Here is an 18157-nt window from a genome sequence, read left to right as displayed (position 1 = left end):
CCAGCTCTGGTCGCCGAACCCCCGCGCCCCCCCCCCCCCCCGGCCCCCCCGCCCCCCCCCCCCCCCCCCCCCCCCCCCCCCCCCCACTACCCAATTACAGGCTACCCCTCCCCAATCCTCCCCTTTGCTGCGCGAAAGGGAGGGGGCAAAGTGACAAAACCGTGCGCTCGTTAACACTATCTGCTGCAGCGCATCGCACCGCTAAAGATCGCCGACCCATCGCCGCTATCTCTCCCAGTAACGTTTGTTCGGAGCAACGATGAGCACTGTGGCCCTGGCGCAGGATCTCGGCATCGAGTCCACCAGCGAGTTGAAACAGCACCTGGCAACCCACCTGCCACAAGCAGGCGAGCTGCGCGTGGATGCCAGCCAGGTTGGCCGTGTGCACACCGCCGCGATGCAGGTGCTGTGCGCCTTTGTGCTGGCCCGCCAGCACGCTGGCAACAACACCGTCTTCGACAACGCTACCGATACCTTCCGTGACGCCGCGCGCCTGCTCGGTGTCCTCCGGACCCTTGGTCTGGAAGCAACCCCTGACAAAACGAAATCTGTGGAGAACGCTGCATGAGCGCACGAATCTTGGTGGTGGACGACTCGGCGTCGATGCGCCAGATGGTCTCTTTCGCCCTCACCTCGGCCGGCTTTTCGGTTGAAGAAGCCGAGGACGGCGCGGTCGCCCTCGGCCGGGCCAAGGGCCAGCGTTTCAACGCCGTGGTCACCGACGTCAACATGCCGAACATGGACGGCATCTCGCTGATCCGCGAGCTGCGTCAACTGCCGGACTACAAATTCACACCGATGCTGATGCTGACCACCGAGTCGGCCGCCGACAAGAAGTCCGAAGGCAAGGCTGCCGGTGCTACCGGCTGGCTGGTCAAGCCGTTCAATCCCGAACAGCTGGTTGCCACCGTACAGAAAGTCCTGGGCTGATCAGCCCACCTGCCCCACCGATCGGATAGCGCGCCAATGAGCATGGACCTGCAACGTTTCCACGCCACCTTCTTCGAGGAAAGCCGCGAAGGGCTGGATGCAATGGAGGCCGGCCTGCTGGCATTGGAAGACGGCCAGCACGACCCTGAAGTCATCAACTCGGTGTTCCGCGCCGCGCATTCCATCAAGGGCGGTGCAGGCACCTTTGGCTTTGACACCATTGCCGCAGTCACCCACGTATTGGAAACCCTGCTCGACGAATTGCGTGCAGGCAAACGCGCCCTTGAGAACACCGCGGTCGATGCGATGTTGGGCTCGGTGGACGTACTGCGCGCCCTGCTGCGCGAAGTCGAGCATGGCCAACCCGCCGACCCGGCAGCAGTAAAGGCGATAACTGATCGCCTGCAGGCCGTGCTGGCCGGTGATGCCGCTGTCGTCGTCGCAACCGTGAAACAGGAAGAAACGCCGGACGCCTGGCAGATCGGCTTCGCGCCGGCACCGTCGCTGTTCATGAGCGGCAACGATCCGCTGCGCATCATCCGCGAGCTGGAAACCCTGGGTTCCCTGCACGTGGAACCGCGTATGGCGCGCCTGCCCAGCTTCGATCAACTCGATCCGCTGGAAGCCTATCTGGCCTGGGATCTGGGCCTTGTGGGCAAGGTACCTCGCAGCCGCATCGAAGACACGTTTGCCTGGGTGGTCGATGACTGCGAACTGGACATCCGTCCAGCCGCACCGCCGAGCCTGGCCGTCGAAGCACCGGTCGCTGTCGCCGCCAACACCGTCGATACTGCCGCCAAGGCACCGGCCGGCGCGCAGCAACACGAAGCCGAAAGCTCGATCCGTGTCAGTGTCGACAAGGTCGATGCGCTGATCAACCTGGTTGGCGAACTGGTCATCACCCAGGCAATGCTCAAGCAGGTCTCTGGCGGTCTGGATCCGGCCCATGCCGAGCAGCTGCTTGCCGGCCTGGATCTACTTGAACGCAATACCCGTGACCTGCAGGAAGCCGTCATTGGCGTGCGGATGCTGCCGGTGGATGCCGTCTTCCGGCGCTTCCCACGCCTGGTCCGCGATCTTTCCGGCCGCCTGGGCAAGCAGGTCCGCCTGCGCACCATTGGCGAAGGCACCGAGCTGGACAAGGGCCTGATCGAAAAGATCGCCGATCCCTTGGTGCACCTGGTTCGCAACTCCATCGACCATGGTCTGGAGATGCCGGACGTGCGCCGCGAATCCGGCAAGGACGAGACCGGTACCATCACCCTGGCTGCATCCCACCAGGGCGGCCACATCGTCATTGAAGTCAGCGACGATGGCCGCGGCCTGAACCGCGACAAGATCCTGGCCAAGGCACTGGAACGTGGCTTGAGCGTGCCGGACAACCCCACCGACGCACAGGTCTGGGACCTGATCTTCCAGCCCGGCTTCTCCACCGCCGACGCCGTCACCGACCTGTCCGGCCGTGGCGTTGGCATGGACGTGGTCCGTCGCAACATCCAGGCACTGGGTGGCGAAGTGCAGCTGGAAAGTCGCACCGGTGCTGGCACCCGCGTGCTGATCCGCTTACCGCTGACCCTGGCCATCCTCGATGGCATGACCGTCTCGGTTGCCGGCGAAACCCTGATCCTGCCGCTGGCGTACGTGCTCGAAGCACTGCAGCCGCAGCCGGACGACATCCGCAGCATGGCCGGCGAAGGCCGCGTGTTGCGCGTACGCGGCGAATACCTGCCGATCCTGTCCTTGGGCCAGTACTACGGCTACCCCGACACTCCGCAGGCTGAGCCACTGGTGGTGGTGGTCGAAGGCGATGGCCAGAAGATCGCGCTGGAAGTGGACGAGTTGATCGGCCAGCAGCAGGTGGTGGTCAAGAACATCGAGAACAACTACCGCCGTATCAGTGGCGTCTCCGGCGCTACCATCCTCGGCGATGGGCGGGTTGCGTTGATCGTCGATATCGGCGGCCTGGTGCGCTCATTGCGTACCCCGCAAGCGGCCTGATCGTAGCCTGAAAACCATCTGCCGCCGCACGCCCGACATTGGGGCGTGCGGCGTTTTGCTGTGCATGCGGCCATACAGGAAACGGCGTTTCTGCCCTGAACGGTCTCACGCCACGGGCCGCTGAATCACGGCCGCAGAACGCCTTCAAGAACATCGCAGACGTGCCGATACCGCATCGCAATGCAATCAGGTTTGTCAACCAACCTGGGCCCCCGTCGCGGCCTGCACCACTTATGACATTCCCCAGGGGCGCCGGCCCTGCGGATCGCCCTTACGCCTTTCTACGGAGATGTCTGTAATGAAGTGGTTCCAGAACCTGTCAATCACCCGAAAGCTTGTGCTTGCATTCTGCAGCACAAGCCTGCTCACCTTGCTGCTCGCGCTGTTCGCGGTGTGGCGCATGAACGTGGCTGACAGCCAGATCGAGCAGGTCAACAATAATTGGATGCCTGCCGTCCAACAGCTCGGCGAAATGCGTGCCCAGCTGGGCGAATTCCGCACGTTCGAGCAGGCCCAGCTTGGCTACTAGGGCGATGCCGCGCAGCTTGCCGACTACGACAAGCGCATGGCCGACACCCGCAAGCTGATTGAAGCTGCAGAGAAGGCCTACGACGACATCGAAGCCGGCTACAGCACCGATGAGCTGGCCATGTACAACAAGATGAAAGAGCTGCGTGCCGGCTACTTCCAGGCCCACGAACGCATCGCTGCCGCGATTGCTGCCGACGATTTCGCCACCGCCAGCAGCATTTCCAGCGACGATTCGCGCAAGCTGCGGCGCGCCCTGTTCGACCAACTCAAGCAGCTGTCGCAGTACAACCAGGATCAGCTGGGCAAGCAAACCGCTGAATCCCGGCGGGCACACGACCGCTCGGTCGCTGCAATCCTGATCGGGCTGGTGCTGGCGCTGCTGCTGGCTGCTGCACTTGGCTGGGCCATCATCCGCGCCATCATGCTGCCGCTGGGCGACGCCGTCCGCGTCGCCGACGATGTTGCCGCCGGCAAGCTGGACCGCCGAATCGATACCTCCCGACGCGATGAAGTGGGCAAGCTGCTGCAGTCCATGCAGCGCATGCAGTCGCAGCTGCAGTCGGTGATTGGTGCACAGCGCGAGATGGCCAGCCAGCACGATGCCGGCGCGACCAGCTACCGCATGGACGAGACTGCTTTCCCCGGCGACTACGGCGTCATGGTCAAGGAAAGCAATACGCTGGTGAATTCGCACATCCAGTTGCTGCAATCGGCACTTGAGATCATCAAGCGCTATGCCAACGGCGACCTGTCGGTTGACATCGAACGCCTGCCTGGCGAGAAGGCCGTCATCACCGAAACCGTCGATGCGGTCAAGGCCAGCCTGGCCGCGATCAACAGCGAGATCAAGCGCCTGGCCGGCGCTGCTGCACAGGGCGACTTCTCGGTACGCGGCGATGCCAACGCCTATCAGCATGATTTCCGCGACATGGTAAGCAGCCTGAACCAGCTGATGGAAACCACCGACAGCAACCTGTCCGAGCTGTCCAAGCTGCTGCAGGCCGTTGCCCGCGGTGACCTGACCGTGCAGATGGAAGGCGACTTCCATGGCGTATTCGCCGCGATGCGCGACGACGCCAATGCCACCGTTGGCCAACTGACCAACATAATTGGTCGCATCCAGCATGCCGCCTCCAGCATCAACCTGGCCGCCACCGAAATCGCCACCGGCAACAGCGACCTGTCACGCCGGACCGAGCAGCAGGCCGCCAATCTGGAAGAAACCGCAGCCTCGATGGAAGAACTGACCTCCACCGTGCGCCAGAACGCCGAACACGCTCGTCAAGCCAACCAACTGGCTATCGGCGCGCATGGTGTCGCCAGCCAGGGCGGCAATGTGGTCGGTCAGGTGGTCACCACCATGAGCGCTATTGAAGCATCCTCGAAGAAGATCGCCGACATCATCAGCGTCATCGACGGCATCGCCTTCCAGACCAATATCCTGGCGCTCAACGCGGCGGTGGAAGCCGCGCGCGCCGGCGAACAAGGCCGCGGCTTTGCGGTGGTTGCCTCGGAAGTGCGCACCCTCGCCCAACGCTCGGCTGCCGCAGCCAAGGAGATCAAGGGCCTCATCGATGACTCGGTCGGCAAGGTTGGCGAAGGCTCGGCACTGGTGCAGCAGGCCGGCACCACCATGGACGAGATCGTTACCTCGGTACAGCGCGTCACCGACATCATGGCCGAGATCTCGGCGGCCTCGCAGGAACAGAGTGCCGGTATTGATCAGGTCAACCAGACCGTCATGCAGATGGACGAAACCACCCAGCAGAACGCCGCGCTGGTGGAAGAAGCCACCGCCGCCGCACGCTCGATGGAGGATCAGGCCAGCCAGTTGACCGAAGCCGTGGCGGTGTTCCGTATCGCCGGCGGCAACGCCAGCAAGCCTGCCAGCAACGCACCCGCCATTGCCGTCGTGCAGCATCCGCAACAGCGCCTGCGTCCGCTCGCCAGCAGCGCAGGCGGCGGACAGGCGCTGCGGAAATTCGATGACGGGGATTGGCAGGAGTTTTGATCCTTCCACAAGCACGCAACGCCCCACAGCCCCCGATACCTGATGTCGGGGGCTTTTTTTTGATCAACTCCCCCTCAACGGCGAAAGCAGCGGACCACGCGCAAAAGCAGACACGAGCACTGATCGTAAGAGAGGTGGTGAAATCATGTGAAATAGTGAATAGCCACACGTTCCGCACTTCGACAGCGTCACCAAATTTTCGTGATGTCCTTGAATTGCTAATAGATGTGATTATCGCGTGAGCAATTGTGCTGAATTCTTCAGAATTTCAGACAGTTAAACCCCTACAGCGCTGCCAGAGAACGCCGTTATCGGCTATGACAACGCCCGCATAGGCTTGCGGCGTGAACACTGCGCTGTGCGATCCAGGGTTGAACATGCCCCTGCGCAGCGCCCCAAATCTGCAGTCGATCCGGAGAGTCAGAGATGGAGTTCTTTCGCAACCTCAGCATCGCCAGGAAACTCGCAGTTGCTTTCACCCTGACCACACTTGCCACCCTGGCCATGGGCGGCTTTGCGGTGGTGCGCCTGAACCAAGCTACCGCCCAGCTCGACCAGGTCAGCTCCAGGTACATGCCTGCCGTACAGTACCTGGAGCAGATGCGTGCGGACCTGGCCGAAATCCGCATCGCCGAGCTTTCCCAACTCGCTCACCTGAGCGAACCGGCGTTTGTCGCCGAATACAACCAACGCATCGCCGACCAGCGGAAAAAACTTGCCGACCACCGCAAGCAATATGAAGCACTGCCAGCCGATGCCACCCAGCAAGGTCTCTACACGGAACTGAGCAAGACCCTGGATGCCTATTTCAATGCGCATGCGTTGATGGCAAAGGCCATCGGCGAAGGCCATTTCGAACTGGCACAGAGCATCTCCAACGACCAATCGCGCATCAGCCGTCGCGACCTGTTCGACGCCGTGGAGAAACTCAGCGGCCACGTCGCCGCGCTATTGGACACGGAAATTGCAGAAACCAATGTCGTCCAGGCCCGCAGCACCACCGCCATCATCATCTGCATGCTGCTGCTGGGCCTGTTGTCCGCTACCCTGGGCGTGGTGATTGTGCGCGCCATCGTGCGTCCGGTGAATGAGGCCATGCGCGCCGCCGATGACGTCGCCAATGGGCGCTTGGATACCAGCATCGACAGCAGCCGCAAGGATGAAGTCGGGGCACTGCTTGCGTCGATGCAGCGCGTGCAGCAACAACTCAAGGCCGTTATCGGTGCACAGGTAGAGATGGCCCGCGAGCACGACCAGGGCATGATCAGTTTCCGTATCGACGAGTCCCGTTTCCCCGGCGAATACGGGCGCATGGTGCGCGAAGTCAATACGCTGGTGGCCCAGCACATCGGCGTCAAGATGCGGGTGGTTGAGGTAATGCGTCACTACGCACGTGGTGATCTGTCGGTGGACATGGACCGCCTGCCGGGCGAGAAAGCCGCCATCACCCAGGCCATGGACAGCACCAAGACCAGCCTTTCGGCGATCAACAACGAGATCAAGCGCCTGGCCCATGCTGCCGCCGCTGGTGACTTCAGCCAGCGTGGCAATGCCGAACAGTTCGAGCACGACTTCCGCGATATGGTCGGTGGCGTGAATTCGTTGATGGAAACCACCGAGGACAACTCGGCCACCTGTCACGGCTGCTGCAGGCGGTCGCTCAAGGCGATCTGACCCAGCGCATGGAAGGCGACTTCCAAGGGGTTTTTGCCCGTATGCGCGACGACGGGAACGCCACCATGGACCAGCTGACCAACATCGTCTCGCGGATCCAGTCAGCCAGCGGCAGTATCAGTCTGTCTGCCAGCGAAATCGCCACCGGCAACGATGACCTGTCACGTCGCACCGAACAGCAGGCCGCCAATCTGGAAGAAACTGCCGCCTCCATGGAGGAGCTCACGTCCACGGTCCGCCAGAATGCCGAGCATGCACGTCAGGCCGATCAGCTGGCGCGCGGTGCAGCCGAGGTGGCCGCGCAGGGCGGCGATGTCGTCGGCCAAGTGGTCACCACCATGAGTGCGATTGAAGCATCATCAAAGAAGATCGCCGACATCATCAGCGTGATCGATGGCATCGCCTTCCAGACCAATATCCTGGCCCTCAACGCGGCGGTGGAAGCCGCGCGTGCTGGCGATCAGGGCCGTGGCTTTGCGGTGGTGGCGTCGGAAGTGCGCACCCTGGCACAGCGTTCGGCGGCGGCAGCGAAGGAGATAAAGGGCCTGATCGACACCTCGGTGGACAAGGTCGCCGAAGGCTCGCAACTGGTGCGCAACGCCGGCAGCACCATGGACGAGATCGTTGCTTCTGTGCAGCGGGTGACCACCATCATGGCCGATATCTCATCTGCCTCGCAGGAACAGTCCACCGGCATCGACCAGGTCAACCAGACCGTCATGCAGATGGACGAAACCACCCAACAGAACGCGGCGCTGGTGGAGGAAGCCACCGCTGCGGCCCGTTCGATGGAAGACCAGGCCCATCAACTCACCGATGCGGTGGCACAGTTCCGCCTTGCCGGCTCGGTAAGTGCGTCGCTGGCCAAGGTCGCCGCCAGCCCCGGCGCGGCACCACCGCGTGGGCGCCCGGCACTGCGTGCCATCCCGAAGCCGGCCGGTCGCGCACCGGTGGCCAGCGCGGATGACTGGCAGGAGTTCTAGCCGATGTTGGCGGCAGCAGGCCGGAACTCTCCGTCCTGCCTGCTGCCGCCATGGGCAGAAGCGGCGTAGTTCCACGCCCCGCTGCTGCCCACCTGTCGTACAGACCCTATAAGCCGATACCAGATCGCTGGTATCGGCTTTTTGCCTTCAAGCAGTGGCTCGCTTCTGCGCCGAGCACTGCCGTGAGGACGGCGCGCCGGTACCGCGTTGAATGCGAGATTGCCTGCCCCCCCCTCCCGGTCCAAATCAGCGAAGTTGGTGCACGCCCGCGTCAGCAAATCGTCCGCTGAACATGGCCGTTCGTAACAGCGCAACTAAAGATGTTAAAAAGGCGGCCGTTATCACAGTTTGTGGCACTGTCCTCAGCGCTGCACCGATCATCGACCCAACCGTAAACGTGTCCATGCCCGACCAAGAATCGCCCGCACCGACGCCTTCCCCACACGCCGGCAACCTGTATGCCGACGACCGCTACATGGTGCGCAACCCGCACCAGGTACGGCATCTGTTGCAGGCCATGATCGATCAGCGTTCGATGATCAATGTGCATCCGGACGGGCGTGACCAGGCCTTTCCTTCGGCAGTATTGGATGTGGATATCGACGGCCTGGTACTGGATGCCAGTCCAGTACCCTCGATCAACCGTACCGTCGAAACCGCCGGCAGCCTGCTCTGCTTCGGCCAGGTTGACAAGGTCACGGTGCGCTTCCAGCTGGAAGGCCAACGCCGCGTCGACCGCGATGGCCATGTGGCGTTTGAGGTACCGCTGCCGGAGGAGGTTTACCACCTTCAGCGGCGCGAGTTTTACCGACTGGAAACGCCGGTTGGCGATTCGCCTTACTGCTTGCTACCTGACCCCGACGGCGGTGAAGCCACGCGCTGGCGGGTACTGGATATCAGCGCCGGCGGCATCGCACTGTTGCTGCCACCCGATCAGAACCTGCTCAAGCTGCAGAGCCGCTACAGCTGCGTACTGGAGATCCCCGAAAGCCCCCCGATCTCGACCCCGCTGGTAGTCTGCAACCTGCGTCAGCAGAAGCAGCCTAACGGCACCGAGATGACCCGCATCGGACTGCGTTTCGACGACCTGCCGCGCGGCGCGGACAACAGCATCCAGCGCTATATCTTCCGCATCGACCGTTTGCGCAAGGCGCGTAGCAACGGCGATTGAGCTGGAGGTCGCGCAGGCTTTAGGCTTTGGCGATTGCCACTGGGCCGTCATTTCCGCACAAGCGAGCGAACGACGGCTCAACAGCAACAGCCGAAGCCAATACCCTGCGCCAAACCCACAGCCAAGGCGTGGCCCGCCGATATCACCAGCGTTGCCCCAGCGGGCATACCAACGCCGCCTGCGTTATCGAAATGACAAAAAAACGTCACCCTCAAACATGATGGTGCGCACATTTCGGACGCAACACCCACTTCTACCCGAGCCCTCCCCCTCCGGCCTCCTAAAGTCCCCCGCCGCAACGCCGATACCGATGCATCAGCCGCATCGCACCGGCAGCCCGCCAGGACCAGGATCCGCCATGAATGACTCCCGCAGCACGTCCGCCGATACCACCGGCGGTGAATACCTCAGCTTCACCCTCGGCAATGAGCACTACGGCGTGGACATCCTCAAGGTGCAGGAAATCCGCGGCTATGACGCCGTCACCCGCGTCCCGGATGCGCCGGACTACATCAAGGGCGTGATCAACCTGCGCGGCACCATCGTGCCGGTCATCGACCTGCGCCTGAAGCTGCGCCTGGATGAAGCGCGTTATGACGCCTTTACCGTGATGATCGTACTCAACGTCGAGGACCGCGTTGTCGGCATTGTCGTGGACAGCGTATCCGACGTGATCCCCCTCAATGCCGAGCAGATCCGCCCGACCCCGGAGTTCGGCGCCGCCGTCGATACCCGCTTCATTTCCGGCATTGGCACCCAGGACGATCGCATGCTGATCCTGCTGGACATCGAGACCCTGCTCGACACCGCCGACCTCGGCCAGCCCAGCACCGCAGAAGAAGCGGCCTGAGCCGACGTTTCGCAAAGCCGATCACAGTTTCGCGCATGCAATTCAAGCGCGGCTCCAGCGGGCCGATAGCCATTGCATGCCCGTCCTCCCCGACCGGCCCTCTATCCCTTCCCGGAGTTTCCGATGTACAAGCATGTACTTCCGCTGTTCGCCGCCACCGTGCTGGCAACCGTCGCGTTCGACGCAGTTGCAGATGCCGAGATGATCCCGCCGGAAACCGCGGCACGTTTTGCCGGCAAGGACGGCATGGTCTGTGGCAAGGTCGAAAAGGCCCGCTACGCTGAAGGCTCCGAAGGCCAGCCGACCTTCCTGCACATGGGCGGCATGTTCCCGCGCCACACCTTCTCGGCGCGTATCGCCGGCAGCAACCGCAGCAAGTTCGGCTTCCCGCTCGAGACCCTGGAAGGCAAGACCGTCTGCGTGATCGGCAAGATCCAGCGCGACGCATCGCGCGCCGAGATCGAAGTGGCCTCACCGGCCAACCTGAAGCTGGCAAACATCAAGTAATCCGCCTTTCGTCACGCCGGCATAGCCGGCGTGCCACCCCGCGCCTGTGACATGGCCGGGCCTGTTCCCGGAGATCGCGCAAGATGCAGTGGATCAACTCGCTGAAACTGAAGCCGAAGCTGATGCTTACTTTCGGCGTCGTGCTGTTCGTCATGCTGTTGCAGGGCATCGTCGCCTATCGCGGCCTGCACTCACTGAACAGCGCCACCACCGACCTCGCTGAAAAACGCACGCCCAGCCTCCGTACTACGGGTGAGTTGAGTGGCATGGTCAGCGAGTACCGCAACGCGTCCTACCAGAGCCTGATTCGGGCCAGCGATGACGTCAAAGCGGACGCAAAAGCACGCGCAACCGAACTGCGCATGCAGATCGATACCACCATTGCTGCGTACCCGAAGCTGATTGACAGCCCGGAACAGAAGAAACTCTTCGATACTTTTGTCGCCGACTGGGGCAAGACCGAAGCCTCATATGACGCGGTCAGCGAAATGCTGGCCCTGGACCTGCCGGATGACGCCATCGACACCTTCGTTGGCGAGACCCGCAACCTGCACCGCAAGGCCTATGCGGCCCTGCAGGCGCTGGCCGCGAACGACAATACCCGCGCCCAAGCGGCGGCCAAACAGGCCGCAGAAACCTATCGCGCCTCGGCCCTGCTGATCATCATCGCCGTACTGGTTGGCGGCGCTGCCGGCCTGGCACTGATCTGGCTGTTCGCCCGCTCGCTGGTCAACGCAATGCGTGGTGCCGTGGATGTGGCCAATGAAGTGGCGAGCGGCAAGCTGGACGGCACCATCGACGTGTCCCGCGCCGACGAAGTAGGCGACCTGTTGCGCGCCATGCAGCGCATGCAGCGCGACCTGCGCGATCGCATCGAACGCGAGCAGGTCATCGCCAACGAGAACCTGCGCATCCGTACCGCACTTGATTACTCGTCCACCGGCGTATTCCTGACCAACAACGAACTGGAGATCGTTTACGCCAACCGCGCCCTGCTCGACAAGCTCACCGAGCATCATGAGCAGATCGCCGGCGCGCTCAGCCAGTTCGACGCCAGCAAGCCGCTGGTCGGCCAGCCGGTGACTGCGCTTGAGTACCGCGGTGAAGTGGACGGCAAGGTACTGGAAGCGCTGGACAAGAACGGCGTTTTCAAGCGTGAAATGCGCTTTGGCGACGCCGAGTTTGCACAGACCATCTCGGTGATCCGCGACGACAACAACGTTCCCGTGGGTCACGTCGTGGAGTGGCGCGACCGCAGCACCGAGGCACAGGTCGAGAAGGAAGTGGCACGCATCATCGAGGCAGCCGCCGCTGGTGACCTGAGCGGCCGCATCGGCACGGCCGACAAGGATGGCTTCTTCCTGCAGCTGGCCAGCCAGATCAATGGCCTGCTCGACGCCAATGCCAGCAGCCTGGAACAGATCTCCGCATTGCTGTCGGCACTGTCGCGCGGCGACCTGACAGTACGCATGCATGGCGACTACCAGGGCGTGTTCGCCACCATGCGTGACGATGCCAACGCCACCGCCGAGCAATTGACCGGCATTGTTGGACGCATCAAGCAATCCTCGGTTTCGATCAACTCGGCCGCTACCGAAATTGCCGCAGGCAACAACGACCTGTCGCGCCGTACCGAACAGCAGGCTGCCAACCTGGAAGAAACCGCTGCTTCGATGGAGGAACTTACCTCCACCGTGCGCCAGAACGCGGAATCGGCACGCCAAGCTAACCAACTTGCCATCGGTGCCGCCTCGGTGGCATCGCAGGGTGGCGATGTGGTCAGCCAGGTGGTGACCACCATGACCCAGATCGAGCAGTCCTCGCGCAAGATCGCCGAGATCATCTCGGTGATCGACGGCATCGCCTTCCAGACCAATATCCTGGCCTTGAACGCAGCGGTGGAAGCCGCTCGTGCTGGCGAGCAGGGCCGCGGCTTTGCCGTGGTTGCCTCGGAAGTGCGTACGCTGGCACAGCGTTCGGCAGGTGCAGCCAAGGAGATCAAGGGCTTGATCGACGACTCCGTGGGCAAGGTGGCCGATGGTTCGGCTCTGGTCCGCAAGGCCGGCACCACCATGGGCGAGATTGTCGCCTCGGTACAGCGCGTGACCGACATCATGGCCGAGATCTCCGCTGCCTCGCAGGAGCAGAGCGCCGGCATTGAACAGGTCAACCAGACCATCGTGCAGATGGACGAAACCACGCAGCAGAACGCCGCATTGGTGGAAGAAGCCACCGCGTCTGCCCGTTCGATGGAAGAGCAGGCCGCGCATCTGGCCAACGTGGTCTCTGTGTTCCAGCTGGAGGAGGGTGTCATCGAGACCGCCACCTCGAAAGCCTCGCGTGAGCCAGCGCCCCGCCCTGCAAGCCCGGCGCCGGCACCCGCACCGCGCCGCCGCACCGCCGCCCGGGCCGCGGTAGCCGAACTGGCCGATTCGGACTGGCAGGAGTTCTAAGCGACACCATCAACGACCTGGGCTGCAAGCCGTCCAGCGCAGTCGTTGAGCAACCTGGAATCCGATGCCAGCCCCCTGGCATCGGATTTTTTTTTGCCTTTGTGGGAGCTGCGTAGGCCGCGAGGCAGGGACGCCATCAGATGGCATGCATGGCGAAAGCTCAAGTATCACCAGCTTCGCAACCGACACAGCTCCCACAACACCAACAAACCGCATTCCCCATCTCACCGCAGGCAAGTGAACAGCTTCACGCCCCTTGTCACACGGCCCTGTCAAACCACTCAACTCATGCGCCCTGCGGCCGATAACCCGGTAACCCCTCACGCAGTGCTGATACCGCAAGGTTGATGGCAGATTCGATGAATATCTCCTCGCTCTGGAATACCTACATTTCCAATATCTCGGTCAGGCGCAAGCTGAACCTGCTGACGGTGCTGATCGTGATTGGCGTCATCGCGCTATCGGTTATCGCAGCCCGCATGCAGTACCTGGACCTGTACGAAACCCGCAAGCAAGCGCTGCGCGCCCAGGTGGAAATGAGCTACGGCGTTCTGGATCACTATGCCAAGGAAGCCGAGGCCGGCGCGATGCCACTGGATGACGCCCAGAAGTACGCGATGGCCGCCCTAGAGAAGATGCGCTCCGATGGCGATGTCAACTACTTCAACATCTACAACAGCAACTACGTGATGTTGATGCACCCATTCCGCGCGGACCTGGTAGGCAAGGACATGCAGGATTTCCGTGACCAGGACGGGATACGCCTGTACTACGAGCAGGTTGAAGCCGCGCGCAAGGGCGGCGGTTACGTTGCCTATAGTTGGGCCAAGCCGGGTAAAGACGGGGTGGTCGGCAAGCTTGCCTATGCTGGAATGTACAAGCCATGGAACTGGGTGATCTCCAGCGGCGTGTACATGGACGATCTGCAGGCACAGGCCCTGAAGTTCACCGCCATCATGACCGTGACCGGTGGCGTGCTGGTGCTGCTGGTGGTGGCGTTGAGCTGGATCATCGGCAATCGCATCGTGCTGCCGCTACGCAATGCCACCGCCGTGGCCACCGCCATCGCAAACGGCCGCATGGACAACCGCTTTGCAGCGCCAAGCAAGGACGAAACCGGCCAGCTGCTCAGCAGCATGGCGCATATGCAGGAGCAGCTGCGCGCTGTGATTGCCGCGCAGGCCGAAATGGCGCGCCAGCACGAGGCTGGCATGATCGGCTATCGCATCGACGCCAGCCACTTCCCGGGTGCCTATGGCGTGATGGTGGAAGAGACCAACGTGTTGGTGAGCAGCCATATCGACGTCAAGATGCAGGTGATCGCCCTGGCACAGCGTTACGCCGTTGGCGACCTCAGCCAGGACATGCCGTTGTTGCCGGGTGACAAGCGGGTCATCACCGAGACCATGGCTGCGATCAAGAACAACCTGGCCGCCATCAACAGTGAAATCAAACGACTCGGCAGCGCGGCAGCCGCCGGTGATTTCAGCCAACGTGGCGATGAGGAACGCTTCGAACACGACTTCCACGCGATGGTGCGCTCCTTGAACACCATGATGCAGGTCAGCGACGCCAATCTGGGCGAAGTATCGCGCCTGCTGCAGGCGCTTGCCGACGGTGACCTCACCGTCACCCTTAGCGGGGACGCCCAGGGGGTATTCGCGCGCATGCGCGAAGATGCCAACAGTACCGTCACCCAGCTGGCCGGCATTGTCTCAGGCATCCAGCAGTCCGCAGACAGCATCAATCTTGCTGCTGGCGAAATCGCCACGGGCAATGCCGACCTCTCGCGCCGCACCGAAATGCAGGCTGCCAATCTTGAAGAGACGGCCGCGTCAATGGAGGAACTGACCTCCACCGTCCGCCAGAATGCCGAATCGGCCCGCCAGGCCAACCAGTTCGCCATTGGTGCCGCCACGGTAGCGTCGCGTGGCGGCCAGGTGGTGGAGGAAGTCGTCACCACCATGGGCCAGATCCAGCAGTCCTCGCGTCGTATTGCCGACATCATCAGCGTGATCGATGGTATCGCCTTCCAGACCAACATCCTGGCCCTGAACGCAGCAGTTGAAGCTGCACGCGCAGGAGAACAAGGCCGCGGCTTTGCGGTGGTTGCCGCTGAGGTACGTACGCTTGCACAGCGTTCGGCCGGTGCCGCCAAGGAAATCAAATCACTTATCGAGGACTCGGTCGGGCGCGTGGACGAAGGCTCGCAACTGGTGCAGCAGGCGGGCAGCACGATGGGCGAAATCGTTACTGCGGTACAGCGCGTCACCGATATCATGGCCGAGATCTCAGCCGCTTCGCAGGAACAGTCTGCCGGCATCGAACAGGTCAACCAGACTGTCATGCAGATGGACGAAACCACTCAGCAGAACGCCGCGCTGGTGGAAGAAGCCACCGCTGCAGCCCGCGCAATGGAAGAGCAGGCCAATCTGCTCGACCAGGCGGTCGCCGTGTTCCAGCTGAGCGCCCAGCCAGCTGCGGCCCAACAGCCGCAGGTGCTGGCACTGGCCAGCTGAGCGAACCGTCCCCATGATCGATCTGCACAGCAACCAGCGTGACTTCGAGTTCAACGACCGCGACTTCCGCCGCGTCTGCGAACTGATCCATGCACGGGCGGGCATTGCCTTGGCACCCGCAAAGCGCGACATGGTCTACGGCCGTCTGTCGCGGCGGCTGCGCACCCTGGGCCTGCACTCGTTCAAAGACTACCTGGACCAGCTGGAACAGCATGGCGGCGAGGAGTGGCAGGCCTTCACCAATGCCCTGACCACCAATCTCACCTCGTTCTTCCGCGAACCGCACCATTTCGACAAGCTGCGTGAGGAGCTGCAGATACGCGCCGTGCGCGCGCCACTGAAGCTATGGTCATGTGCGGCCTCCACCGGCGAAGAGCCCTACTCCATGGCCATCACCGCCTGCGAAGCGTTCTCTTCGATGACCCCGCCGGTGCGCATCATCGCCACCGATGTCGATACCCAGGTGCTGGCCACCGCCAGCCAGGGCGTCTACGCGGTGGACCGTATCGCCGGCCTGGACCCTGCAATGAAGCGGCGCTACTTTCAACGTGGCAGTGGTCCCAACGAGGGAAAGTGCCGGGTGGTGCCGGCATTGCGCGCTTTGATCGAGTTTCGCCCACTCAACCTGCTGTCCAGCCGCTACGACGTAGGTGGACCATTCGACGCACTGTTCTGCCGCAACGTGATGATCTACTTCGACAAGCCGACCCAGCGCGGCATCCTGTCACGTCTGGTCCAGCACATGGATGAGGAAAGCCTGCTGTACACCGGTCATTCCGAAAACTATCTGCATGCCGCTGACCTGATCCAGCCCTGCGGGCGCACTTTGTACCGCCGCAGCCGCAGGAATGGCGCATGAAGAACCCCCAGCACTACCCCGATGAGGTGATGCGCTACCGCGACACGCGTTTCCAGACGATTGCCGCCAAGCTGTTGCCAACCCAGTATCTGGTCGTGGACGACGATACCGCGCTGACCACCATCCTCGGCTCCTGCGTGGCGGCCTGCATCCGCGACCCCCTCCTGGGCATCGGCGGCATGAATCACTTCCTGCTGCCGGAAGGCAACATCGGCGACGGTGCCCCCGCGCGTTACGGCAGCTACGCGATGGAACTGCTTATCAACGACCTGCTCAAGCGTGGTGCCCATCGCAAGCGCCTGGAAGCCAAGGTCTTCGGCGGCGCCAACGTACTCAAGGGCTTCACCAGCAACCCGGTAGGCACCCGCAATGCGGAGTTCGTGCGCCAATACCTTCGTGCGGAGCACATCCCGATTGTTGCTGAAGATCTATGCGGTATCCATCCGCGCAAGATCTGGTTCTTCCCCATCACCGGCCGGGTGGTGGTGCAGCGCTTGCCACACGCGCACGATGCCGAAGTGGTCGCCACCGAAACTGCCGTCCGCGCCCGTCTTTCGCATACCCCGGTCAGTGGTGGCGTGGAGTTGTTTGAATGATGTTGCAGGCGCCCTGCCGGGTTTTGATCGTCGACGACTCTGCGCTTGTTCGCCAGGTGCTGACCGAGATCCTCGCCGCTGACCCGGCCATCGAGGTGGTCGGCACTGCTGCCGATCCGCTGCTCGCACGTGAAAAGATCAAGCGGCTCAACCCCGACGTGCTGACCCTGGATGTCGAAATGCCGCGCATGGACGGCCTGGCCTTCCTGGAAAACCTGATGCGACTGCACCCGATGCCGGTGGTTATGGTGTCGTCGCTGACCGAGCGTGGCGCCGATACCACCTTGCAGGCCCTGGCGCTGGGTGCTGTGGACTTCGTCGCCAAGCCCAAACTCAACGTCGCACGCGGCTTGGATGCCTATGCCGAAGAGATCCGCAGCAAGGTAAAAATGGCCGCCCGCTCACGGGTCCGCGCAATCGGTGGTGGTCCACAGCGCATGCCGCAGCGGCCACCCAGTGCGAGCAACCTGGGCTTCCGCACCACCGACCGCCTGATTGCCATCGGAGCATCGGCGGGCGGAACCGAGGCCTTGCGGGTAGTGCTGGAAGCAATGCCCGCCGATGCGCCTGCCATCGTCATGACCCAGCACCTGCCCGCCAGTTTCAGCACAGCCTTTGCCGAGCGCCTGGATCGGCATTCGGCCATGTCGGTGCGTGAAGCCAGCGACGGCGAAGCCATCCTGCCCGGTCACGCCTATCTTCCCGCCGGTGGCCAGCACCTGCGGGTCATTCGCGACGGCGCCCGCTGGCGCTGCCGGGTGGATGACGGAGTACCCGTCAACCTGCACAAACCGGCGGTGGACGTGCTGTTCCGTTCGGTTGCGCTCAATGCGGGTGCCAACGCGGTTGGAGTCATCCTCACCGGCATGGGAGAAGACGGCGCGCGAGGCCTGCTGGAGATGAAGCAGGCCGGCGCAAACACGCTGGCGCAGGACGAGGCGAGCTCGGTTGTGTGGGGAATGCCCGGCAGTGCAGTGCGCCTGGGTGCCGCCGATGAAGTATTGCCACTGGAGCGGATCGCCGAGCGCGTACTCGCCATCGCCCGCAACTGAGCCTGCACCCCGGTCAGCAAGGC

The 18157-nt window shown here is 62.8% G+C and carries 13 protein-coding genes and 1 pseudogene; all 14 read left to right on the top strand.

The features are described 5' to 3' along the window. Positions 1-259: 259 nt before the first annotated feature. The gene (locus ACVOL0_RS09890; RefSeq protein WP_481548936.1) at positions 260-568 is read left to right on the top strand and encodes an STAS domain-containing protein; all 309 of its coding nucleotides are present in this window, start codon (positions 260-262) and stop codon (positions 566-568) included. Further along, positions 565-930, top strand: a complete 366-nt coding sequence (locus ACVOL0_RS09885; protein WP_038688521.1) for a response regulator — start codon at positions 565-567, stop codon at positions 928-930. Before ACVOL0_RS09890 ends, ACVOL0_RS09885 begins: the two co-directional genes overlap by 4 nt. A 36-nt stretch (positions 931-966) precedes the next feature. Beyond that, entirely contained in the window at positions 967-2928 is a 1962-nt protein-coding gene (locus ACVOL0_RS09880) for a chemotaxis protein CheA (RefSeq protein ID WP_481548935.1), read from the top strand. 298 nt (positions 2929-3226) lie between these two features. Then, positions 3227-3457 (top strand): MCP four helix bundle domain-containing protein, encoded by a 231-nt coding sequence (locus ACVOL0_RS09875; RefSeq protein WP_481548934.1) that lies wholly within the window; start codon positions 3227-3229, stop codon positions 3455-3457. Between the two features lie 36 nt (positions 3458-3493). Further along, a complete protein-coding gene (locus ACVOL0_RS09870) occupies positions 3494-5470 on the top strand; it encodes a methyl-accepting chemotaxis protein (RefSeq protein WP_481548933.1) in 1977 nt (658 codons plus the stop codon). A gap of 426 nt (positions 5471-5896) precedes the next feature. After that, positions 5897-8127 (top strand): annotated as a pseudogene (locus ACVOL0_RS09865) (methyl-accepting chemotaxis protein). A gap of 403 nt (positions 8128-8530) precedes the next feature. After that, on the top strand, positions 8531-9298 hold the full coding sequence (locus ACVOL0_RS09860; RefSeq protein WP_481548932.1) for a flagellar brake protein: 768 nt from the start codon (positions 8531-8533) through the stop codon (positions 9296-9298). Between the two features lie 358 nt (positions 9299-9656). Next, complete coding sequence (locus ACVOL0_RS09855; protein WP_481548931.1) at positions 9657-10148, top strand: chemotaxis protein CheW; 492 nt, start codon at positions 9657-9659, stop codon at positions 10146-10148. 123 nt (positions 10149-10271) lie between these two features. Continuing rightward, entirely contained in the window at positions 10272-10655 is a 384-nt protein-coding gene (locus ACVOL0_RS09850) for a hypothetical protein (RefSeq protein ID WP_405051672.1), read from the top strand. Positions 10656-10738: 83 nt separating this feature from the next. Beyond that, the gene (locus tag ACVOL0_RS09845; protein WP_481548930.1) at positions 10739-13108 is read left to right on the top strand and encodes a methyl-accepting chemotaxis protein; all 2370 of its coding nucleotides are present in this window, start codon (positions 10739-10741) and stop codon (positions 13106-13108) included. A 359-nt stretch (positions 13109-13467) separates the two neighbouring features. After that, on the top strand, positions 13468-15627 hold the full coding sequence (locus ACVOL0_RS09840) for a methyl-accepting chemotaxis protein (RefSeq protein ID WP_481548929.1): 2160 nt from the start codon (positions 13468-13470) through the stop codon (positions 15625-15627). A gap of 13 nt (positions 15628-15640) precedes the next feature. Further along, positions 15641-16486, top strand: a complete 846-nt coding sequence (locus tag ACVOL0_RS09835) for a CheR family methyltransferase (protein WP_481548928.1) — start codon at positions 15641-15643, stop codon at positions 16484-16486. Then, positions 16483-17082 carry a chemoreceptor glutamine deamidase CheD gene (gene cheD / locus ACVOL0_RS09830; protein WP_481548927.1) on the top strand — a complete coding sequence of 200 codons (600 nt, stop codon included), beginning with the start codon at positions 16483-16485 and terminating at the stop codon, positions 17080-17082. Before ACVOL0_RS09835 ends, cheD begins: the two co-directional genes overlap by 4 nt. Continuing rightward, positions 17079-18134, top strand: coding sequence for a protein-glutamate methylesterase/protein-glutamine glutaminase (locus ACVOL0_RS09825; RefSeq protein ID WP_481548926.1), 1056 nt, complete (start codon positions 17079-17081; stop codon positions 18132-18134). Before cheD ends, ACVOL0_RS09825 begins: the two co-directional genes overlap by 4 nt. Positions 18135-18157 lie beyond the last annotated feature (23 nt).

The organism is Stenotrophomonas sp. STEN021 (genome assembly GCF_056760175.1).
This window is presented reverse-complemented; position numbering and strand designations above follow the sequence as displayed.